Origin of the sequence: Bacillus sp. FSL M8-0256, assembly GCF_038005765.1 — a bacterium.
Taxonomy (GTDB): Bacteria; Bacillota; Bacilli; order Bacillales; family Bacillaceae; genus Bacillus; species Bacillus safensis.
Genome location: NZ_JBBOTU010000001.1, coordinates 3,108,492 through 3,127,427, shown reverse-complemented (window position 1 = coordinate 3,127,427; position 18,936 = coordinate 3,108,492). Strand labels below are relative to the sequence as shown.

Sequence of the window (18,936 nt, the reverse complement as noted above, 5' to 3'; positions counted from 1 at the left end):
TTCAGCGTGCAGACAAACCCTCGCATTCGGTGTCAGTTCTGCGCTCCGGTGCTCACGAATGTCAAATTCGCTCCGCTCCGGTGCTCGTCCTTTCTAGACTGCAAAGGTTTTCTATCACGCTGAAAAGAAGACAAAGGGCTAAAATCAAGATCATTTTAGCCCTTTGTCAACAATCTGAAAGGTGCGGATACTACTCCGCACCTTTTTGTAAGCATACATTTAGGTTTTTAAAATATTTTGTGATAAAATGTTGTCACAATTTGCAGGAGGTGAAAATGGTGGCTTTAGATTTTTACGAATACCCATCTTGCGGTACATGCCGAAAAGCAAAAAAGTGGCTGGAAGCACACAATAAAGACATCAACAGCATACATATCGTCGAAGAGACGCCTGATAAAGAAACAATAAAAGCCCTTTACGAAAAAAGCGGTTTAGAGCTGAAGAAATTCTTTAATACAAGCGGACAAAAATACCGGGAGCTGCAGCTGAAAGATCAACTTCCTGCAATGTCAGAGGACGAGCAGCTAGAATTACTCGCGTCTAACGGAATGCTGATTAAGCGCCCGATTACAACAGACGGAAAACGAGTCACGGTAGGATTTAATGAAGATACATTTAAAAGCGTCTGGAAATGATGTAACTTTCATTCAGATTGTGGTATCTTCAATATAGATTGTAAGAAAAGACTGGAGGGGTATTGAATGAGCACACCAAAAGATTTACGTTATTCAGAAGAACATGAATGGGTCAAAGTAGAAGGAGATAAGGTGCGTATCGGTATTACGCATTTTGCTCAATCTGAGCTGGGCGATATCGTGTTCGTTGAGCTTCCTGAAGTAGGAGACAAAATCACAGCGGACGAGCCTTTCGGAAGTGTAGAATCAGTGAAAACCGTTTCTGAACTTTATGCACCGATCAATGGCACAATCGTTGAAGTGAACGATGAGCTGGATGACAGCCCAGAATTCGTCAACGACTCTCCATACGAAAAAGCATGGATGATCGTTGTAGAACCAGCTGATGCTTCTGAAATTGAGAACTTAATGACGGCTGAGCAATATGAAGAAATGACAAAAGAAGACTAATTCATGAGAAATTGGACACTCTACCTTTATGGGGGGTGTCCAATTTGTCTTTTCAAAAAGAACACGTGGATATAACAGAGCATGTCACTGGACGATTCAAAGAAAGCGGCATGGTGCTTTATCATCAAAATGAAGAGATTGGCACGATGATTAGTGAAAACCAATATGAGCTGAAATCGGGATATTCCTATGATCAAAATCGTTTTTATCGTTTAACGGATACATTAACCGATGGGACAGAAAAATATGTTGACTGTGACGATGAAAATGGCTGGTGCTAATCACAGATGAGACTGCAGTGAACAGAAGCTGCAGTCTTTTTGATGACGAGGCGCTCAATCTTTACAACCTGAATGAAAGATTGTAATCTAAGGAAGAAGTGAATCAACGTCAAAAGGGCCGGGTGATCGTGATGAATGTCGAGATAGAAAAGGTCATCATTGTAGAAGGTAAAACAGACAAACAAAAGCTAAAAGAAGTCATAAGTGAACCTGTTACCATCATTTGCACCAATGGCACGATCAGTACATCGAAGCTGGATCAGCTTGTGGACGATTTAGTGGGGAAAGACGTTTACATATTAGCTGACAGTGACGATGCAGGCGACAAACTGCGGAAGCAATTTCGAAAAGAATTCCCTGAAGCACTTCATCTTTTTGTCGACAGAACGTACCGCGAAGTGGCCGCTTCACCGTCAGCCCACATTGCATCTATCCTATTAGCTGCAAACATTGATGTTCATTCGAAATATTTATGAGGGTGGACGTATATGAAAGAAATTGAAGAACACGAATTCACGGAGATAGAGGACGATTTATTTCTTTTATACTTATATACACCGTTTTGCGGAACATGCCAGCTGGCTAAGAAAATGCTGGCAGTCGTAGACGCCATGCAGCCGGATGTACCATTTTACGAAAACAATTTAAACTATTCACCAGGCTTTGCGAAAGCATTTGAAATTGAGAGTGTTCCTTGCTTTCTCCTGTTTAAAAAAGGTGAATTGGTGCAAAAAGGCTATGCCTTTCACTCAGTTCCATATCTTCATGAAATGATCGAAACCGCTAAATAAAGCGGTTTTTTGTCATATTTCAAGAAATTCATTTGAAAATTTGTCGAGTTATTTATAAAGGACAAGCCGATGTTTGTAGAGAAATGTTATGTATAACCAAATGACAGGGAGGTTATACATGTGGAAAATGTGAAAGCCCATGGTAACACAGGGCAGCGTTTATTATTAAAGCCGCTGCTCTCATCATCATCCTTGAAGATTACATTTGAGGCGGAAACTGACTCTTGTACATTGATTGTGGATGAACGTGGTGAAGTGAAGAAACTACCTGCAATTGAGTTATCGGATCTCATCTTTTATGGTGAGAGGAAAGAAATTCTTCAATTATTAGATGGAGATATGTCCTTACAGCAGTTAATCAGCAGAGGACAAGTCAAAGTGAAAGGGTCATTCCGTGCGCTCCTTAGACTAGAGGCAGTGCTTTGGCTGACGAACGGTTTTTTTCGAAAAATGATAACGTAGTTGTTTACTTGGAAATTAGCGATTTACAGCGTTGACATATCTCGGGTAGCATGATATTCTACGTTAGTAAAAACATGAACATCACATAAAACAACATATTTTCTCTTATTAAGAGAGGTGGAGGGACGTGCCCTATGAAACCCGGCAACCGTCAGCATAGCTGAAATTGGTGCCAATTCACTCAAAGCCGCAGCGCTTTGAAAGATGAGAGAAAGGCGTAATTGACATAAAAGGCCTTTCTGCTTGCGTTGCAGTTAGGTCTTTTTTACTGACCTGGCGCCAGGCTAGAGTCATGACAGAAAGAAGAATAAATAACGTATGTGATGGAAACCTATAGTTCAGCAAGAAAGCAGGTGATCAGACTGTGATCCATTTACAGAATGTATCAAAAACGTACCATTCAAAAAGCGGAAATGTTGATGCCGTGAAAGACGTCAACTTGGATATTGATAAAGGTGAAATATTCGGAATTATCGGGTATAGCGGTGCAGGGAAAAGCTCGCTTATTCGCCTATTAAACGGTCTGGAGCTGCCAACAGAAGGAATTGTTGAAGTGGCAGGCAACCGGATCAATGAAGTATCAAATGCGAAACTTCGGAAAGCAAGACAAGAAATCAGCATGATCTTCCAGCACTTTAATTTACTTTGGTCAAGAACGGTGAGACAAAACATTATGTTCCCGCTTGAGATCGCAGGTGTACCGACATCGAAACGGAGAGAGCGTGCGAATGAACTGATTAAATTGGTCGGTTTAGAAGGAAAAGAAAATGCATATCCGTCTCAGCTGAGCGGCGGGCAAAAACAGCGTGTCGGCATTGCGAGAGCATTAGCGAATGATCCCAAGGTTCTTCTATGTGACGAAGCGACATCTGCGCTAGATCCGCAAACGACCGATTCGATCCTTGAGCTTTTGGCGGATATCAATAAACGGTTAGGGCTCACGATTGTGCTCATTACACATGAAATGCACGTCATTCGCAAAATTTGTCATCGCGTCGCGGTCATGGAAAATGGACGCATTGTCGAAGAAGGCGAAGTATTACGCGTCTTCAGACAGCCAAAGGAAGAAATGACGAAACGATTTGTGAAACAGCTTGCAGAACCAGAGGAAGCGAAAGAAACAATCGAGCACGTCTTAGAACGTGTAAAAGAAGGTCAGGTCGTACGGTTGTCCTTTATTGGAGACTCTGCCGAGCAGCCGCTGATCACTGAAATCATTCGATCCTTCAATGTCGATGTGAATATCCTTCAAGGGAAGATTTCTCAAACGCAGGAAGGCGCGTTTGGAACGCTCTTTATCCACATTAATGGAGAAGAGACTGAGGTAGAAAAAGCCATCGCCTATATCCAAAGCAAACAGGTTGAAATCGAGGTGATGACACATGTTTGAGAAATGGTTTCCGAACGTTGATTTAGACGTCATCTGGAGTGCAACAGGTGAAACGGTGTATATGACACTGATTTCATTGGCATTTGCTTTTGCAATCGGGATTATCTTAGGGCTCCTGCTCTTCCTTACAGGAAAAGGCGGTCTTTGGGAAAATAAACCGATAAATGCTGTCATCGGCGCTGTCGTCAATATTTTCAGATCGATTCCTTTTATCATTTTAATTATTTTATTACTAGGGTTTACGAAATTCTTAATGCATACGATTCTTGGCCCAAATGCAGCACTCCCTGCCCTTGTCATAGGGTCAGCTCCATTCTATGCACGTCTTGTCGAAATTGCACTGCGTGAGGTAGATAAAGGAGTCATTGAAGCAGCACGATCAATGGGAGCAAAAACGTCGACAATCATTTTCAAAGTATTGCTGCCAGAATCATTGCCAGCCCTTATTTCAGGTATTACCGTAACAGCAATTGCTCTGATTGGCTCTACTGCGATTGCAGGTGCAATTGGAGCAGGCGGACTTGGTGACCTCGCCTATGTGGAAGGGTACCAATCTGGTAATACAGATGTCACACTTGTAGCTACTGTGTTTATTCTCATCATCGTCTTTATTATTCAAATAATCGGTGATTTGATTACAAATAAAATTGATAAACGTTAAGGGAGGATTTATTCATGAAGAAATTGATTTTAAGTGCACTATTTCTAGCATTTGCAGGTATTTTAGCTGCGTGCGGTTCATCTAATAACGCAAGTGAAAGCAAAACCATTACGGTTGCCGCTTCAAAAACGCCGCATGCCGAAATTCTTGAAGAAGCAAAACCACTTCTAAAAGAAAAAGGCTACGATTTAAAAGTGAAAGTGCTTAGCGATTATAAAATGTACAACAAAGCGTTAGCTGAAAAAGAAGTGGATGCGAACTTTTTCCAACATATCCCTTACTTAAACGAAGAAAATAAATCAAACAAAGATTATAACCTAGTGAGTGCTGGTGCGGTTCACCTTGAGCCTTTCGGTATCTACTCTAAGAAATACAAATCAGTAAAAGATATTCCAAACGGCGGCACAATCATCATGACAAACAACGTAGCTGAACAAGGCCGTATGCTTGCCCTGCTGCAAAATGCTGGTGTCATCAAGCTTGATCCGAAGGTTGATACAATTAACGCAACAGTAAAGAACATTAAAGAAAACCCAAAGAACCTAAAATTCAAAAAAATCGCGCCTGAATTAACTGCGAAAGCTTATGAAAACAGTGAAGGCGATGCTGTATTTATCAACGTCAACTATGCGATCCAAAATAAATTGAATCCGAAAAAAGATTCAATCGAACTTGAGCAAACAAAGAACAACCCATATGCAAACATCGTTGCGGTTCGCAAAGGTGACGAAAAATCAGATAAGATCAAGGCATTAATGGAAGTTCTTCACTCTGATAAAATCAAAGAATTCATCGACAAAAAATATGACGGTGCAGTATTGCCTGTATCTGAGTAACAACATTTCAACCTCGCTTTGATAGAAGCGAGGTTTTTTGTGTATTTTTTCAAATCTCGCTCATAATAAAAACGTACAAATGACCTGAAGGGATGGAATCAAGATGAATGAACAGCATATGAGCGGATCCATGCAGCAATCACTGACTGATTATAAAACCGCAATGGGTGAATTCCAGAAGAAAATGCCGGTGTTTGGAAAGAAATTCAATGAATTTACGGAGCAGTGCTTCCAAAGCGATTCATTAACGCAAAAGGAAAAACAAATGATTGCCCTCGGTATCAGTATTCATGCGCAGGATGAATACTGCATGATTTATCATACAAAAGGAGCGCTCGATCAAGGGGCGACAGAAGAGAATTTGCTGGAGGTTGTCAGCGTGGCGGCAGCTTTTGGCGGCGGGGCAGCACTAAGCCAAGGAATCACTGTCGTTCAGCAATGTATTGATGAATTTGGAGGACAGACGCATTAAGGGAAGCAAAACACGGTATTTTTCCATCTCAGGGAGTTGAGCGCTTCTCATCCGATTGTGTGAGAAAATATGCCAGCATAAGGTGTCATATCCCTTTTGAGTGAAGCCGCATACGTTTGCTACAATAAAGCTACACTCAAGGAAGGGAATGGTTTATTATTTGTTCGGACCATAGTACACTGGGATTGGATTATACCGCCGAGATGGAAAAGGCCATGCATCAAGCTCATGGCATGAGCTATGCAGAGTACGAAAGAGACCATGACTTAAGGATGAAAGTGGAATATAAACGAGAGCAGTCCTATCGAGATGAGAAAAGACAGCTCGCAAAAATGAATATACGAGGCTAATAATAGCTGAGGGGCGGGGAGAACAGTTTCCCGCCCTTTCTTTATGAAAACAGTCTTTTCGACATAAATCCTTTTATCTACCTGCTTTTTTTGTTAGAATTTTGAGAGCATCCTCTCACGCTTATCGTGAATGTGTTGTATTCAGTTTTAATTTGTTATAAAATTAGAATGAGAATAAATTGAGAATAATGATTATTTTGGAGGTATCGATATATGACTGCTTCGACATTAACAATTAAGGACTTGCACGTTGAGATTGAAGGGAAAGAAATCTTAAAGGGTGTAAACCTCGAGATAAAAGGTGGAGAATTCCACGCAGTAATGGGACCAAACGGAACAGGTAAATCTACTTTATCTGCTGCCATTATGGGTCACCCTAAATATGAAGTAACAAAAGGGAGCATCTTGCTTGATGGCGAAGATGTCCTTGAAATGGAAGTAGATGAGCGCGCTCAAGCTGGTCTTTTCCTTGCGATGCAATACCCATCTGAAATCAGCGGTGTTACAAATGCTGACTTCCTTCGTTCTGCAATTAACGCACGCAGAGAAGAAGGCGATGAAATCTCTCTTATGAAATTCATCCGCAAAATGGACGAAAACATGGAGTTCCTTGAAATGGACCCAGATATGGCACAGCGCTACTTAAATGAAGGTTTCTCAGGCGGGGAGAAAAAACGCAACGAAATTCTTCAATTAATGATGATTGAACCAAAGATCGCCATCCTTGACGAAATCGATTCTGGTCTTGATATCGATGCCTTGAAAGTTGTTTCTAAAGGAATTAACAAAATGCGCGGAGAAAGCTTCGGCTGCTTAATGATCACTCACTATCAGCGTCTACTGAACTACATCACACCAGATCACGTTCATGTCATGATGCAAGGTCGTATCGTGAAATCTGGCGGACCAGAACTCGCGCAGCGTCTAGAAGCAGAAGGCTATGACTGGATTAAAAAAGAGTTAGGAATTGAAGACGAAACTGTTGGTCAAGAAGCGTAAGCGTTAGGAGGATTATTGATGACATTAGAAACGAAATTATCAGTAGATCAAGATTATGTCAAAAGCTTCTCCGAGAAGCATCAGGAACCGGCATGGATGAGCTCCCTTCGCTTACAGGCTCTTGAAAAAGCAGAAGACCTCCCAATGCCAAAGCCTGACAAAACGAATATTTCAAAATGGAATTTAACGAATTTCAAACAGCATACAGTCGAAAGTGCGCCATTTGGATCATTAGAAGAGCTTCCAGAAGAAGTGAAATCTCTGATTGATTTAGAGGACACAGATAAGACAGTTTACATTCAGCGTGATCAAACGCCGGCCTATTTGTCTCTTTCAGCTGAAGCAAAAGACAAAGGTGTGATCTTCACTGATCTTCATACAGCGATTCGTGAGCATGGAGATTTAGTGAAACAATACTTCATGACAGATGCAGTGAAAGTGGATGAGCATAAACTAACAGCTTTACATGCTGCTTTAGTGAATGGCGGAGCTTTCCTCTATGTACCGAAAAACGTAGAGCTTGAAGCACCAATTCAAGCTGTTTATCTTCATGAAAATGATGAAACGACTTTGTTCAACCATGTCATCGTCGTAGCAGACGATCATAGTGCTGTAACATATGTAGAAAACTACATCAGTACAGCAAAACCGGAAGAAGCGATCTTCAATATCGTTTCTGAAGTGTTCACAGGCGCTAACGCCCGCGTCACATACGGTGCTGTAGATAACCTTGCAGAAGGTGTCACAGTATATGTGAACAGACGCGGTATGGCAAATGGCCGTGACAGTAAAATCGAATGGGCGCTTGGCCTGATGAATGATGGAGACGTCGTGTCTGAAAACATCACAAAACTGATGGGCGACGGTACATTCGGTGATACGAAATCAGTAGTTGTCGGCCGAGGAAACCAAACAGAAAACTTCACAACAAGCATCATCCACTTCGGTAAAAACTCTGAAGGGTATATCTTGAAGCATGGTGTGATGAAGGATCAAGCATCCTCTATCTTTAACGGGATTGGTAAAATCGAGCATGGCGCAACAAAGTCAAATGCAGAGCAGGAATCACGTGTCCTCATGCTGAGTGAGAAAGCACGCGGTGACGCAAACCCAATTCTTTTAATTGATGAAGATGATGTGACAGCAGGGCACGCCGCTTCTGTTGGACGTGTTGATCCAATTCAATTGTACTACCTCATGAGCCGGGGGATTTCCAAAGAAGATGCAGAAAGACTTGTGATTTATGGCTTCTTAAATCCAGTTGTGAAAGAACTGCCGATTGAAGGAGTTAAAAAGCAGCTGATTTCTGTGATTGAAAGGAAAGTAAAATAATGAATATCAAAGACGTTCGTGAGCAATTTCCAATCCTTCATCAGCAAGTGAACGGACATGATTTGGTGTATTTGGACAGTGCAGCGACTTCTCAAAAACCAAGAGTGGTCATTGATGCAATGAATGAGTATTACCGGTCTTACAACTCGAACGTCCACCGGGGTGTTCATACCCTTGGCACAAGAGCAACGGACGCATACGAGGGTGCGAGAGAGAAAGTTCGTGCATTCATCCGTGCTTCATCTGTCCAGGAGATTATTTTTACTAGAGGTACAACAACTGCACTAAACACAGTGGCGATCAGCTATGCTAGAGCAAACCTCAAAGAAGGCGATGAGATTGTCATTACGCATATGGAGCATCATGCGAATATCATCCCTTGGCAGCAAGCGGCAAAAGCAACTGGCGCCACATTGAAATACATTCCGTTACAGGAAGACGGCACGCTATCGCTTGAAGATGTGAAGCAAACGATCACACATCAAACGAAAATTGTCGCAGTCACACATGTCTCAAACGTATTAGGAACCATCAACCCGATTAAAGAGATCGCCAAAATTGCCCACGATCATGGGGCAATCATTGTCGTCGACGGTGCGCAAAGCACCCCGCACATGCAAATTGATGTTCAGGATCTAGATTGTGACTTTTTCGCATTCTCTGGACATAAAATGTGTGGACCGACTGGCATCGGTGTGCTTTACGGGAAGAAGGACCTTTTGAATAATATGGAGCCTGCTGAGTTTGGCGGTGAAATGATCGACTTTGTGGATCTATATGATTCTACATGGAAAGAGCTGCCGTGGAAATTTGAAGCGGGAACACCGATTATTGCTGGAGCAGTTGGACTAGGAAAAGCAATTGACTTCTTAAATGATATTGGTATGGAGGAAGTCAGCCGTTACGAGCATCAGCTTGCGACTTACGCGCTTGAGCGCTTTAAAGAGCTTGACGGTGCGACTGTTTATGGACCGCAGCACCGAGCTGGGCTTGTGACGTTTAACTTAGACGACGTCCATCCGCATGATGCGTCAACTGTTCTGGATACGGAAGGTGTCGCCATTCGTGCTGGACACCACTGTGCACAGCCGCTCATGAAATGGCTTGGTGTATCAGCGACTGCAAGAGCAAGCTTCTATCTGTATAATACAGAAGAAGAGATTGACCAACTTATTGCAGCGCTCCGTAAGACAAAGGAGTATTTTACGAATGTCTTTTAATGTAAACTTAGATACACTGTACAGACAAGTGATTATGGATCATTATAAAAATCCGAGAAACAAAGGTGTGTTAAACGACAGCATTGTCGTCGATATGAACAACCCAACGTGTGGTGACCGCATTCGTCTCACGATGAAAATCGAAGACGAAAAAGTCACGGATGCGAAATTTGAAGGAGAAGGATGCTCGATTTCGATGGCATCTGCCTCTATGATGACGCAGGCAATTAAAGGGAAAGATATTGAAACAGCTTTGAAAATGTCTCAGATTTTCTCCGATATGATGCTAGGAAAAGAATACGACGATTCCATTGATCTTGGTGACATTGAGGCGCTGCAGGGAGTGGCAAAATTCCCAGCCCGCATAAAATGTGCAACATTATCCTGGAAGGCGCTTGAAAAAGGCGCATCTGCCGAAGATAACGGCAAATCATAAGATTGGAGTGAAAATGGATGGCTAAAAAAATGCCAGATGTTGGTGAATATAAATACGGCTTTTCTGATAAAGACGTTTCCATTTTCCGTTCAGAGCGCGGACTAACAAAAGAGATCGTTGAAGAAATTTCTCGTATGAAAGAAGAGCCTCAGTGGATGCTCGACTTCCGTTTGAAATCTCTTGAGCACTTTTACAACATGCCGATGCCACAATGGGGCGGAGATTTAAATGCATTAAACTTTGATGAAATTACGTACTACGTAAAGCCATCAGAGCGCTCTGAGCGTTCTTGGGATGAAGTACCAGAAGAAATCAAACAAACCTTTGATAAGCTTGGTATTCCAGAAGCAGAGCAAAAATATTTAGCAGGTGTATCTGCTCAGTATGAATCTGAAGTTGTGTATCACAACATGAAGCAGGACCTTGAAGATCTAGGAATTGTGTTTAAAGATACAGACAGCGCATTAAAAGAGAACGAAGACATCTTCCGTGAGCACTGGGCAAAAGTCATTCCTCCGACTGACAACAAATTTGCTGCGCTTAACTCGGCTGTATGGTCTGGTGGTTCATTTATCTACGTACCAAAAGGCGTAAAAGTAGATACTCCACTTCAAGCATACTTCCGTATCAACTCTGAAAACATGGGTCAGTTCGAACGTACACTGATCATCGTTGACGAAGGCGCACATGTGCATTATGTAGAAGGCTGTACAGCTCCAGTTTACACAACAAACTCACTTCACAGTGCGGTTGTTGAAATCATCGTTAAAAAAGGCGGCTACTGCCGTTATACAACGATTCAAAACTGGGCAAACAACGTCTTCAACCTTGTGACAAAACGTACAGTATGTGAAGAGAATGCAACAATGGAATGGATTGATGGAAACATCGGTTCTAAGCTGACAATGAAATACCCAGCGGTCATCCTAAAAGGTGAAGGCGCTCGTGGTATGACATTAAGTATTGCCCTTGCAGGTAAAGGTCAGCACCAAGATGCAGGTGCGAAAATGATTCACCTTGCACCAAACACATCTTCAACGATCGTATCGAAATCGATTTCGAAACAAGGCGGTAAAGTAACATACCGCGGAATCGTTCACTTCGGACGCAAAGCAGAGGGTGCACGCTCAAACATCGAGTGTGATACACTCATCATGGATAACAAATCAACATCTGATACGATCCCTTACAATGAAATCTTAAACGACAACATTTCATTAGAGCACGAAGCAAAAGTATCAAAAGTATCAGAAGAACAGCTATTCTACTTGATGAGCCGCGGAATTTCTGAAGAAGAAGCAACAGAAATGATCGTCATGGGCTTCATCGAGCCATTCACAAAAGAATTGCCAATGGAATACGCCGTTGAAATGAACCGTTTGATTAAGTTTGAAATGGAAGGTAGTATAGGTTAACCGTTGATATACCGGGGATTAAAGGTGTTTAGGCATTACATTTTTATCAAGCACCCACAAAACACCCACAAAATTTAATTATTGAACATACCGCAGATACATTTCCATTGCTTGGTCCTCAATTTTTTTGGTGACATGGAGATACTTATCTGCGGTTGTTTTTATACTAGAATGCCCTAACCGTTCTGATACATATTTAATATTCACGCCAGCTTCTAAAAGGTGTACAGCATGGCTGTGTCTTAAAGCATGTGGAGACAGAACGGGAAGATTCGCCCTTTTACAGACTTCTTTAAAATACTCTCTCACAACATTTGTTTTTAACCATTTGCCCTCATGTTGAAAGAACACAATGTTATTTTCCGGCTGAACATAATTGGTGTACATCAAAACGACTTCGTGTCTGTTAACTCGGTGTTTTTTCAATAACGATACTGTGTGATCATCAAGTTTTATTGTTCTGTAACTAGATTGTGTTTTAGGTGTTGAAATGTAAGGTTGAGTATTCAAGGGATATATAAGAGTTTTATCAACTGTTAACTCTCCATCTTTTAAATTTATATCATCCCATGTTAATGCAAGAGCCTCTCCAATCCGTAAACCTGTTCTTGCAATTAAAGTGAAAAGGACGTAATACTGAATTGATTGTGAATATTTTGCATTCTTAACAGGTGTTTTTACTTGATTTAAAAATCTTTCAGTTTGTGAAAGAGAAAAGAATTTTAATGCTTTTTTCTCCTCCTTCTTTTTAGGTATTTTTATATTGATTAACGGGTTTTCTCGAAGGATTCTAAAATCATGTACAGCTTCATTTAAAGCTGAGTTCATTATACTGTGAATTCTTCTTATAGTTCCTTCGCTATACTTTTCAATCAATTCATTTAACCATTTTTGATATTCATTCCGTTCAATATCTCTTAAACGATAATGTTCCCATCTAGGTAGAATATTGATTCTGATAGTTCTTTCTTGTAAAGAGTAGGTAGTTTTTTTTACGGATGGTTTTTTATATACTTCTAACCAAACGGGAAAGTACCCCCCGACTGTTTCGTTTGTTGAATCAAAACCAACATATGCAAGATCGTTTGCCGTTTTTTCCGCAGCAATCCTAGCTTCTTTTTTTGTTTTAAATCCCCTTTTTGATTTCTCTTTATACTTTTCCGTTCTTTTATCTTTATATCTAATTCTATATTCCCACGTACCGTTTTCGTGTTGTCTGAAACTAGCCAAGATAGTTCACTCCTTGCTTTTATTTTCAGATTTTTTAAGAACGTTTGTTCGGTTTTTTGCTTAAAAAAATACTGCGGTAATTTTGTACAAGTTCTTTCGGAATGCCATATTCTTTGAATTCACAATAAGTAATACCCCTTTGAACGGAAGAAAACAGTAAATGCATGGCGAAAAAGTTTGCTTCCAGTTCAATTTTTTCAGTTGAAAAGAAAGTGTTTCTTTTTAAAAAAGGAGTATTAGATTCACTATGAAGTAAAGCATGCCCTAGTTCGTGGGCGCAAACAAAGTAACCACATTTTTCACTTGCTTTTTCATTGATATGAATAAATTTTGTGCGAAAATGTTTGCTGTAATATCCCAGGGTATTCCCTAAATCTTCATGAATTGTAATGATGTTAAGTTTGTTTGCAATGAAAAAAGGATCAGATGACTTAAATTTACTTTGTAATTTTGAAACAATTTCAGTAATATCGCCCATGATTTAAAATATCATCCCTTATCTATATTTTTTAGGAGTGTATTTTTGTTTTGCTATTTTCTTTGCTATTCTCAAAGTGTTCTCAAGACTAGCGATTAAAAGTTCCTTATCTTCTTCTTCCATATCATCAAGAATTTGACCATCAAACGCTGCATAACTATTTCCTTCAAGTCCGTTTATAATGTTTTGCAATTCCTTTTGTATGTCTTTCTCATCCTTTTCCGTTAATTCAACACTTCTTTTAACTTCTGTGCGCCCTAAAAGATAATCCGTTGACACGTCAAAATAGTCTGCAATTTTTTGGAGTTTATCAGCCCCAGGAATTTGAGTTTTTAATCTGTATAGTGTGTTCTTTGAATATCCTAAAGAATTTTCTAACTCATTGATTGAAATTTTCCTTTCGTTACATAACTCTTTCACTTTGTCAAAAACCGTCATATCAACCATCCTTATGAGCTAGTCAAACAAAATTAAATTTTAAGCATAAAAACACTTGATTAAATTATGCTTATAGTTTAATATTGGTGACATAAGCTAATTAGTTAGCTAAAAGACAATAAAAAATACGACCTACGAATAATACATTTTAGACGCTGGGGAGCAATGAAATGTACAATTACAGGCTTTTTAAAGTCTTATTTAGCTATGGGTATATATTAAACTATACGCATAAAAAGGTCAATGGAATTTAGCTAATTAATTAGCTTTTTATATTTTTTGGAAGGAGGCAAGACTTTAAATGCAATTTCTCACAGCCGCTAGAGTTAAGTCGGAAATGTATGTGCAAGGTATGACGCAAAAGCAGTTAGCAAAAATGTTGGGTGTGTCTGCCCCTTATATCAGCGACATCATCAACGGTAAAAAAACGGGAAGAAAAGCACAAGAACACGCTAAACACATTTGCAAAATATTAGGAATATCCGAGAGGGGTGGATGGGATTAATGATCACTTTTGAAATTGATCAAAACCTCTTAGAAGAACAGGTGTCAAAAGAGCTTTCAAAAAGACTTGAAGCGATTGAACACAGGGTTACATTTTGGGACACAAAAGAACTGTGTAAGCAAACAAACATGAGTCTCAACTTCATAAAAGAAACATTTTTTTATGACCCGAGGTTTCCAAAATATCGAGTCGGCACAAAATGGCTTTTTCCCGCAAAAGAATGCGAACAGTTTTTAATAAATTGGTTGAAAGAACAATCTAGGGGATAAAGTTTCGATTGTTCCCCTCAAGTGGGGAATGACGCAAATTATATATTTATAAATCCGAATTGATAGGAGGAAATAAAAATGAACATCAATACAAAAAATCCTTATGCACCTGGTCCGGTGAAAGTATGGAAAATGACGAAAGAAGAACTCGAAGCGTATATAGAAAAGCATCCTATTATCTATCGGGAGGAATTAAAACCGTCACCAACCTTTCGTACGGGTAATTGGGGGGCTGAAAAACTATGAGTCTACCAAAACATATCGAGTTATTGCATACCGTCAAAGCCTGCAAAAACCAAACCATGCAAATTGAGGATGCAGCGACTCATCTAAAAGTACCCGATTTTGTCATTCCTATGTTAGTCAAAAAAAATGATGACTTGAGCATTCAAGGGAATCTGATTCTAGCAAAAAAGGAGTCAACGGGACAAGCTGTTTTCATGATTTTAACATTCATTAGCATCATCATTATTGCCGGTTTTTTCGGGGAATAAGGAGTCATGCCGCTCATGATTTTCATCACATTAAATAGATTTATAGGAGGTACAAACATGACTAATAAAATCGTTTGTCCAAGCTGCAAGAGTGAAACGGGCTTTTTTACTAAAGAAAGGGTCACGGGTTCAGCTACCGTCTATTACAATTCCAATGGAGATTTGGAAGAAGATCAGCACGCAATGTATGATTCGTTATTACATTATGGAGGTTCAAAAGCGTATTGCAGAGCTTGCGAACATTTCATAGGGCGTACTGATGCATTGTGGAGCGGCGATAGCGTGGGAAAATAAAAAACTGATCCGCTCGGGATCAGTCAATTTTCTTACTTGTACATTATAGGGTCATGCAAGTAAGGAAGGTACGGGAAGTTTAGGAGCTTCCCCATATTGATTCGACTTTAACATGATTAACAAAAAAATACAATAATCAAATTTGAGATAAAAAGGGGATTTTTCAAATGAAATTAATGGGTACACCTGCAACCGTTTCTAAAGTTAGAGCGAAGTTACAGCATATCGGACGTCAAGAAGATAAAGAGGCTCAATTCTATGATGCGGGCATGGTTTCCGTCTTAAAATTTGTTGCTGCCAAAACAATTCATGAAACGGAAGGAACAGAGATCGAATGGTCTGATGCTACTTTACAGACGCAAGAGAAAGTAGATGATTTGTACGAGAAATTAGAAGGATGGTTATCTCATGCAAACGATCTTGTAAAGCTATTGAATGACCTTGATGACGCTCACGCAGCAAAAGCAAGTCTTGAAATTGAAGATGCTTTTGTAACTGGATTCGTGGAAGGTTTCCGCTATTTGATGGGTGAGGCAGCATACAGACAAAATGTAAATTTTCTAAAGTAAGGTGATTTCAAATGGTCGGTTGGATCAAGTTGCATAGGAAGATTAGAAGTAACCCAATTTTCAATGATCCGCAGTTATTAAGGTTATGGCTAATATGTCTAACAGAGGCTTCACATACGGAACATGATCAGATAGTGGGTAGACAAAAAGTGAAGCTAAAGCCAGGTGATTTTGTGACAGGTCGTTTTGCTTTGATGGACATGTACAATACCGGTCTTAAATCTAAGGACAGGGTAAAGGGAGAAAAGACAATTTTTCGTTGGTTGGAACAGCTTCAAGAAATGGGATATTTGACAATAAAAAAGACCAACAAATTCAGCATTGTAAGCATTGATAATTGGGCTATTTATCAAGATGGGGCTTCCGAAAACGACAACAGTCTGACCATCAAAAGACCATCAAAAGACCATCAAATGACCACAAACAAGAATGTAAAGAATGATAAGAATGAAAAGAAGATAAATAATTCTCGTCACAAGTACGAACCTTGTGACATGGAGAATGCCAATTTGCTTTATCAAAGAATCCTCGAAAATAATTCGCAAGCTAAAAAACCGAACCTGGAAAAATGGGCGAGTGATTTTAGGTTAATTAGGCAGATCGACAAGCGGACAGATGCACAGGTGAAATATTTGATTAACTGGACGCAAAAAGATAGTTTTTGGAAATCAAATATATTGAGTCCTGCAAGCCTTAGAAAGCAATTCGATAAATTGACCGTAAGAATTAAAAGCGAAAGAGAAGCAGCAAAGAGAAAAGCGGCTGTGAATGAAAAGGAGTTTGATTTGACAGATGACTAAAGCAGAAACATTAGAGTTACTTAAACTAATCAAGACATATTATGAGCATTTTGAGTTTGATCAAACAAAGCTAGACGCATGGGCTAGAATCTTAAAGCCCGAGAATTACGAGCGGATCGAGGCGAATTTGATCGTTTATGTGAAATACAATCAGTTTCCGCCAAAAGTTGCTGATCTAATCAAAGCGAAAGAAACAAGAACAGATCGGTCCGCAGCCATACCGAACGTTGAGGAAACTCAAAGCTATCTTTCTGAACTGGACAAGGCTGAACCAACCCAAGAAGAACTAGAACAGATCGAGCAGCATAAAGCAAAGATACGAAAATTGCTTGGAATAGGTGAACCGTCATGACAGGAAACATATTTTATTTCAACGACGAAGCGGAACAACAATATCTAGGCGCAATCTTACAAGAGCCGGATTTGATCAAATATTCACAGCTCAAGCCAATTCATTTCTATCGACAGCAAAACCAATCCATTTACAAAGCCTTTCAAGAGCTTGATAAAAATGGCGATCCTATCGACATAGTGTCAGTTATTGAACATGTGGGACGAGAAAACCTAAAGGGGATCGGCGGAAGAAAATACTTAACTGAATTGATGAATGCCTCAATCACTACAGCAAAACAAGCATTCTATGAAAATCTAATTATTGATTATTGGAAAAAGCGAGAGATTGCGAAAGTTGGTGTCAAACTTAAAGAATCTTCCAACAGCGACGATACGAGCCAAACCATACAAGAGGGTATAAGCTCTCTCATGAGTTTAGAGGATGCGACAGGCACGGACGATGACGGGTCTATCAATAATGACCTAGTTGAAATCTATCAAGAGTTAGAAACGCCTAAAGGTGATGTAACTGGTATGCCTAGTGGTTTTACTGAATTGGACCGAATGACGTCGGGTTTTCAGCGGCAAGAATTTATAATTGTCGCCGCTCGTCCATCCGTAGGAAAAACCGCCTTTTGTTTGAATGTAGCAAGCAATTTCATGGAAAACCCGCTTAATTTAGGTAAAGGCGGAGCGGTTGGCATCTTTTCGCTTGAAATGTCACGTAAGCAATTAATAAAACGGATGCAATCAAGCATCGGTAACATTAACGCTCAATCCATCCGCACGAGTAATTTAAACGCTGATGAGTGGGGCAGATTAAGCAAAGTGAACGGGGTTTTAGATTGTGCCGCTCTTAGAATATTTGATCAACCAGGCATGACGATAAATGACATTTGGGCAAAGGCTCGCAAGATGAAACGGGAATTTGAAGGCAAGGACATGATGATCATTATTGACTATCTGCAATTGATCGTCGGCAATCCAGTCCATAGAGGAAACAGACAAGCAGAAATCGGAGAAATAAGCCGTATGCTCAAGCAAATGGCAAGGGAATTAGACATTGCTGTCATTGCATTGAGTCAGCTTTCACGTGGAGTTGAACAACGCCAGGAGAAGCGCCCTATGATGTCAGACATTAGAGAATCGGGGCAGATCGAGCAAGACGCTGATGTTATCGCATTTCTCTATCGTGATGACTATTACGACAAAGAAACAGAGAATAAGAACATTATTGAAATCATTATTGCTAAACAGCGTAACGGTCCAGTCGGTACGGTTTCACTAGCGTTCGTTAAAGAATATAACAAATTCGTTAACCTGGAATATAGGGAATCGGCATGACGGTCAAAGATTGGTATAAAGAGGCGATAAAGCTCAATCAGTACGCCTTAATATTGCTGATCGAATTTCTTGTTTACGAAAAGGCAGTGATAAAAATGACGGATCAAGAAGAAAAACTTTTCTTTTACTTACAACCGAAATTTCATTCGAGAATGAATGATCATTTGAAGCACTATCATACAAAAATTCAATTGGAGGAATCGGGCATATGAGCAACAGAAAAGAGCGGTTAACAGAAGATCAAAGACAATTTTTAATTGAATGGTTAACAGTTATCGGGCGAGGGTATTCACGGGAATTTTACGAGAAAATGAATGACCAGGAACTAGAAAAACAATATTTACTTAACGTTCCCCATGAAGTATGAACGAGCCAACGATCTTTAGTAACCCTTGTGCCTTTTGTAAAACAAGAGAGGCGAAGCGGCTATGTGACTATATAGTCGAATATCA

30 protein-coding genes and 1 riboswitch are annotated in these 18,936 nt (G+C 40.0%); of the genes, 27 read left to right on the top strand and 3 right to left on the bottom strand.

Translation table 11 applies throughout. From position 1 onward, the window contains the following. Positions 1 to 278 precede the first annotated feature (278 nt). From NSQ76_RS16275 to sufB, 16 genes are all read left to right on the top strand, one after another. The gene (locus NSQ76_RS16275; RefSeq protein WP_034623889.1) at positions 279 to 635 is read left to right on the top strand and encodes an arsenate reductase family protein; all 357 of its coding nucleotides are present in this window, start codon (positions 279 to 281) and stop codon (positions 633 to 635) included. 66 nt (positions 636 to 701) lie between these two features. Next, positions 702 to 1,085, top strand: a complete 384-nt coding sequence (gcvH, locus tag NSQ76_RS16270) for a glycine cleavage system protein GcvH (protein ID WP_008347039.1) — start codon at positions 702 to 704, stop codon at positions 1,083 to 1,085. A gap of 44 nt (positions 1,086 to 1,129) precedes the next feature. After that, positions 1,130 to 1,366, top strand: coding sequence for a YusG family protein (locus NSQ76_RS16265; RefSeq protein ID WP_024423405.1), 237 nt, complete (start codon positions 1,130 to 1,132; stop codon positions 1,364 to 1,366). A gap of 131 nt (positions 1,367 to 1,497) precedes the next feature. Continuing rightward, the gene (locus tag NSQ76_RS16260) at positions 1,498 to 1,842 is read left to right on the top strand and encodes a toprim domain-containing protein (protein WP_024423404.1); all 345 of its coding nucleotides are present in this window, start codon (positions 1,498 to 1,500) and stop codon (positions 1,840 to 1,842) included. Positions 1,843 to 1,854: 12 nt separating this feature from the next. Further along, positions 1,855 to 2,157: a thioredoxin family protein gene (locus NSQ76_RS16255; RefSeq protein WP_025094138.1), complete on the top strand. Its 303-nt coding sequence runs from the start codon at positions 1,855 to 1,857 to the stop codon at positions 2,155 to 2,157. Positions 2,158 to 2,277: 120 nt separating this feature from the next. After that, positions 2,278 to 2,619 (top strand): SCP2 sterol-binding domain-containing protein, encoded by a 342-nt coding sequence (locus tag NSQ76_RS16250; protein WP_024423403.1) that lies wholly within the window; start codon positions 2,278 to 2,280, stop codon positions 2,617 to 2,619. Positions 2,620 to 2,721: 102 nt separating this feature from the next. Further along, a riboswitch (SAM riboswitch) is annotated at positions 2,722 to 2,830 on the top strand. A gap of 153 nt (positions 2,831 to 2,983) precedes the next feature. Next, positions 2,984 to 4,009 carry a methionine ABC transporter ATP-binding protein gene (locus NSQ76_RS16245; RefSeq protein ID WP_024423402.1) on the top strand — a complete coding sequence of 342 codons (1,026 nt, stop codon included), beginning with the start codon at positions 2,984 to 2,986 and terminating at the stop codon, positions 4,007 to 4,009. After that, the gene (locus NSQ76_RS16240; RefSeq protein ID WP_024423401.1) at positions 4,002 to 4,670 is read left to right on the top strand and encodes a methionine ABC transporter permease; all 669 of its coding nucleotides are present in this window, start codon (positions 4,002 to 4,004) and stop codon (positions 4,668 to 4,670) included. The genes NSQ76_RS16245 and NSQ76_RS16240 overlap by 8 nt, the downstream gene beginning before the upstream one ends. Positions 4,671 to 4,684: 14 nt before the next feature. Next, positions 4,685 to 5,506 (top strand): methionine ABC transporter substrate-binding lipoprotein MetQ, encoded by an 822-nt coding sequence (gene metQ / locus NSQ76_RS16235; RefSeq protein ID WP_024423400.1) that lies wholly within the window; start codon positions 4,685 to 4,687, stop codon positions 5,504 to 5,506. 103 nt (positions 5,507 to 5,609) lie between these two features. Next, the gene (locus NSQ76_RS16230; protein ID WP_003212803.1) at positions 5,610 to 5,978 is read left to right on the top strand and encodes a carboxymuconolactone decarboxylase family protein; all 369 of its coding nucleotides are present in this window, start codon (positions 5,610 to 5,612) and stop codon (positions 5,976 to 5,978) included. A 215-nt stretch (positions 5,979 to 6,193) separates the two neighbouring features. Further along, the gene (locus tag NSQ76_RS16225; protein ID WP_254965641.1) at positions 6,194 to 6,328 is read left to right on the top strand and encodes a hypothetical protein; all 135 of its coding nucleotides are present in this window, start codon (positions 6,194 to 6,196) and stop codon (positions 6,326 to 6,328) included. Between the two features lie 213 nt (positions 6,329 to 6,541). Continuing rightward, positions 6,542 to 7,327, top strand: coding sequence for a Fe-S cluster assembly ATPase SufC (gene sufC, locus NSQ76_RS16220; protein WP_007500355.1), 786 nt, complete (start codon positions 6,542 to 6,544; stop codon positions 7,325 to 7,327). An 18-nt stretch (positions 7,328 to 7,345) separates the two neighbouring features. Then, the gene (gene sufD / locus NSQ76_RS16215) at positions 7,346 to 8,659 is read left to right on the top strand and encodes a Fe-S cluster assembly protein SufD (RefSeq protein ID WP_024423399.1); all 1,314 of its coding nucleotides are present in this window, start codon (positions 7,346 to 7,348) and stop codon (positions 8,657 to 8,659) included. Then, the gene (locus NSQ76_RS16210) at positions 8,659 to 9,879 is read left to right on the top strand and encodes a cysteine desulfurase (protein WP_169055662.1); all 1,221 of its coding nucleotides are present in this window, start codon (positions 8,659 to 8,661) and stop codon (positions 9,877 to 9,879) included. Before sufD ends, NSQ76_RS16210 begins: the two co-directional genes overlap by 1 nt. Then, positions 9,869 to 10,315, top strand: coding sequence for a Fe-S cluster assembly sulfur transfer protein SufU (gene sufU / locus NSQ76_RS16205; RefSeq protein ID WP_012011181.1), 447 nt, complete (start codon positions 9,869 to 9,871; stop codon positions 10,313 to 10,315). The genes NSQ76_RS16210 and sufU overlap by 11 nt, the downstream gene beginning before the upstream one ends. Before the next feature lie 17 nt (positions 10,316 to 10,332). Continuing rightward, a complete protein-coding gene (gene sufB / locus NSQ76_RS16200; RefSeq protein ID WP_007500362.1) occupies positions 10,333 to 11,730 on the top strand; it encodes a Fe-S cluster assembly protein SufB in 1,398 nt (465 codons plus the stop codon). Positions 11,731 to 11,808: 78 nt separating this feature from the next. Here sufB and NSQ76_RS16195 read toward each other — a convergent pair whose 3' ends face one another. Genes NSQ76_RS16195 through NSQ76_RS16185 form a run of 3 tightly spaced genes read right to left on the bottom strand, consistent with a single transcriptional unit; the run spans position 11,809 to position 13,876 of the window. Continuing rightward, the gene (locus tag NSQ76_RS16195; RefSeq protein WP_144739521.1) at positions 11,809 to 12,960 is read right to left on the bottom strand and encodes a site-specific integrase; all 1,152 of its coding nucleotides are present in this window, start codon (positions 12,958 to 12,960) and stop codon (positions 11,809 to 11,811) included. A gap of 34 nt (positions 12,961 to 12,994) precedes the next feature. Beyond that, positions 12,995 to 13,438 carry an ImmA/IrrE family metallo-endopeptidase gene (locus NSQ76_RS16190; protein WP_144739519.1) on the bottom strand — a complete coding sequence of 148 codons (444 nt, stop codon included), beginning with the start codon at positions 13,436 to 13,438 and terminating at the stop codon, positions 12,995 to 12,997. Between the two features lie 18 nt (positions 13,439 to 13,456). After that, positions 13,457 to 13,876, bottom strand: coding sequence for a helix-turn-helix domain-containing protein (locus tag NSQ76_RS16185; RefSeq protein ID WP_341054847.1), 420 nt, complete (start codon positions 13,874 to 13,876; stop codon positions 13,457 to 13,459). Positions 13,877 to 14,177: 301 nt separating this feature from the next. Between NSQ76_RS16185 and NSQ76_RS16180 the strand changes: the two genes are divergently transcribed. From NSQ76_RS16180 to NSQ76_RS16130, 11 genes are all read left to right on the top strand, one after another. After that, positions 14,178 to 14,381: a helix-turn-helix domain-containing protein gene (locus tag NSQ76_RS16180; RefSeq protein ID WP_341054844.1), complete on the top strand. Its 204-nt coding sequence runs from the start codon at positions 14,178 to 14,180 to the stop codon at positions 14,379 to 14,381. Next, positions 14,381 to 14,650, top strand: coding sequence for a group-specific protein (locus tag NSQ76_RS16175; RefSeq protein ID WP_144739513.1), 270 nt, complete (start codon positions 14,381 to 14,383; stop codon positions 14,648 to 14,650). Before NSQ76_RS16180 ends, NSQ76_RS16175 begins: the two co-directional genes overlap by 1 nt. 78 nt (positions 14,651 to 14,728) lie before the next feature. Continuing rightward, the gene (locus NSQ76_RS16170) at positions 14,729 to 14,896 is read left to right on the top strand and encodes a hypothetical protein (protein WP_186365176.1); all 168 of its coding nucleotides are present in this window, start codon (positions 14,729 to 14,731) and stop codon (positions 14,894 to 14,896) included. Further along, positions 14,893 to 15,144, top strand: a complete 252-nt coding sequence (locus NSQ76_RS16165) for a hypothetical protein (RefSeq protein ID WP_341054842.1) — start codon at positions 14,893 to 14,895, stop codon at positions 15,142 to 15,144. Before NSQ76_RS16170 ends, NSQ76_RS16165 begins: the two co-directional genes overlap by 4 nt. Before the next feature lie 57 nt (positions 15,145 to 15,201). Beyond that, on the top strand, positions 15,202 to 15,438 hold the full coding sequence (locus NSQ76_RS16160) for a hypothetical protein (RefSeq protein ID WP_144739509.1): 237 nt from the start codon (positions 15,202 to 15,204) through the stop codon (positions 15,436 to 15,438). 167 nt (positions 15,439 to 15,605) lie between these two features. Beyond that, positions 15,606 to 16,007, top strand: a complete 402-nt coding sequence (locus NSQ76_RS16155) for a hypothetical protein (protein ID WP_144739507.1) — start codon at positions 15,606 to 15,608, stop codon at positions 16,005 to 16,007. Between the two features lie 11 nt (positions 16,008 to 16,018). Continuing rightward, positions 16,019 to 16,807, top strand: a complete 789-nt coding sequence (locus NSQ76_RS16150; protein ID WP_341054839.1) for a Replication protein O — start codon at positions 16,019 to 16,021, stop codon at positions 16,805 to 16,807. After that, complete coding sequence (locus NSQ76_RS16145) at positions 16,800 to 17,159, top strand: replicative helicase loader/inhibitor (protein WP_144739503.1); 360 nt, start codon at positions 16,800 to 16,802, stop codon at positions 17,157 to 17,159. Before NSQ76_RS16150 ends, NSQ76_RS16145 begins: the two co-directional genes overlap by 8 nt. Next, a complete protein-coding gene (dnaB, locus tag NSQ76_RS16140; protein WP_144739501.1) occupies positions 17,156 to 18,484 on the top strand; it encodes a replicative DNA helicase in 1,329 nt (442 codons plus the stop codon). The genes NSQ76_RS16145 and dnaB overlap by 4 nt, the downstream gene beginning before the upstream one ends. Continuing rightward, on the top strand, positions 18,481 to 18,696 hold the full coding sequence (locus NSQ76_RS16135) for a hypothetical protein (RefSeq protein WP_144531709.1): 216 nt from the start codon (positions 18,481 to 18,483) through the stop codon (positions 18,694 to 18,696). The genes dnaB and NSQ76_RS16135 overlap by 4 nt, the downstream gene beginning before the upstream one ends. After that, on the top strand, positions 18,693 to 18,851 hold the full coding sequence (locus tag NSQ76_RS16130) for a BH0509 family protein (protein ID WP_341054835.1): 159 nt from the start codon (positions 18,693 to 18,695) through the stop codon (positions 18,849 to 18,851). Before NSQ76_RS16135 ends, NSQ76_RS16130 begins: the two co-directional genes overlap by 4 nt. The last annotated feature ends 85 nt before the right edge of the window (positions 18,852 to 18,936 follow it).

Bases quoted from the DNA above. Each gene is read 5' to 3' on its own strand.
- gcvH (WP_008347039.1), top strand. From the start codon at position 702: ATGAGCACACCAAAAGATTTACGTTATTCAGAAGAACATGAATGGGTC.
- NSQ76_RS16260 (WP_024423404.1), top strand. From the start codon at position 1,498: ATGAATGTCGAGATAGAAAAGGTCATCATTGTAGAAGGTAAAACAGAC.
- NSQ76_RS16255 (WP_025094138.1), top strand. From the start codon at position 1,855: ATGAAAGAAATTGAAGAACACGAATTCACGGAGATAGAGGACGATTTA.
- NSQ76_RS16240 (WP_024423401.1), top strand. From the start codon at position 4,002: ATGTTTGAGAAATGGTTTCCGAACGTTGATTTAGACGTCATCTGGAGT.
- metQ (WP_024423400.1), top strand. From the start codon at position 4,685: ATGAAGAAATTGATTTTAAGTGCACTATTTCTAGCATTTGCAGGTATT.
- NSQ76_RS16230 (WP_003212803.1), top strand. From the start codon at position 5,610: ATGAATGAACAGCATATGAGCGGATCCATGCAGCAATCACTGACTGAT.
- NSQ76_RS16225 (WP_254965641.1), top strand. From the start codon at position 6,194: ATGCATCAAGCTCATGGCATGAGCTATGCAGAGTACGAAAGAGACCAT.
- sufC (WP_007500355.1), top strand. From the start codon at position 6,542: ATGACTGCTTCGACATTAACAATTAAGGACTTGCACGTTGAGATTGAA.
- sufD (WP_024423399.1), top strand. From the start codon at position 7,346: ATGACATTAGAAACGAAATTATCAGTAGATCAAGATTATGTCAAAAGC.
- NSQ76_RS16210 (WP_169055662.1), top strand. From the start codon at position 8,659: ATGAATATCAAAGACGTTCGTGAGCAATTTCCAATCCTTCATCAGCAA.
- sufU (WP_012011181.1), top strand. From the start codon at position 9,869: ATGTCTTTTAATGTAAACTTAGATACACTGTACAGACAAGTGATTATG.
- sufB (WP_007500362.1), top strand. From the start codon at position 10,333: ATGGCTAAAAAAATGCCAGATGTTGGTGAATATAAATACGGCTTTTCT.
- NSQ76_RS16190 (WP_144739519.1), bottom strand. From the start codon at position 13,438: ATGGGCGATATTACTGAAATTGTTTCAAAATTACAAAGTAAATTTAAG.
- NSQ76_RS16185 (WP_341054847.1), bottom strand. From the start codon at position 13,876: ATGACGGTTTTTGACAAAGTGAAAGAGTTATGTAACGAAAGGAAAATT.
- NSQ76_RS16180 (WP_341054844.1), top strand. From the start codon at position 14,178: ATGCAATTTCTCACAGCCGCTAGAGTTAAGTCGGAAATGTATGTGCAA.
- NSQ76_RS16175 (WP_144739513.1), top strand. From the start codon at position 14,381: ATGATCACTTTTGAAATTGATCAAAACCTCTTAGAAGAACAGGTGTCA.
- NSQ76_RS16170 (WP_186365176.1), top strand. From the start codon at position 14,729: ATGAACATCAATACAAAAAATCCTTATGCACCTGGTCCGGTGAAAGTA.
- NSQ76_RS16165 (WP_341054842.1), top strand. From the start codon at position 14,893: ATGAGTCTACCAAAACATATCGAGTTATTGCATACCGTCAAAGCCTGC.
- NSQ76_RS16160 (WP_144739509.1), top strand. From the start codon at position 15,202: ATGACTAATAAAATCGTTTGTCCAAGCTGCAAGAGTGAAACGGGCTTT.
- NSQ76_RS16155 (WP_144739507.1), top strand. From the start codon at position 15,606: ATGAAATTAATGGGTACACCTGCAACCGTTTCTAAAGTTAGAGCGAAG.
- NSQ76_RS16150 (WP_341054839.1), top strand. From the start codon at position 16,019: ATGGTCGGTTGGATCAAGTTGCATAGGAAGATTAGAAGTAACCCAATT.
- NSQ76_RS16145 (WP_144739503.1), top strand. From the start codon at position 16,800: ATGACTAAAGCAGAAACATTAGAGTTACTTAAACTAATCAAGACATAT.
- dnaB (WP_144739501.1), top strand. From the start codon at position 17,156: ATGACAGGAAACATATTTTATTTCAACGACGAAGCGGAACAACAATAT.
- NSQ76_RS16135 (WP_144531709.1), top strand. From the start codon at position 18,481: ATGACGGTCAAAGATTGGTATAAAGAGGCGATAAAGCTCAATCAGTAC.
- NSQ76_RS16130 (WP_341054835.1), top strand. From the start codon at position 18,693: ATGAGCAACAGAAAAGAGCGGTTAACAGAAGATCAAAGACAATTTTTA.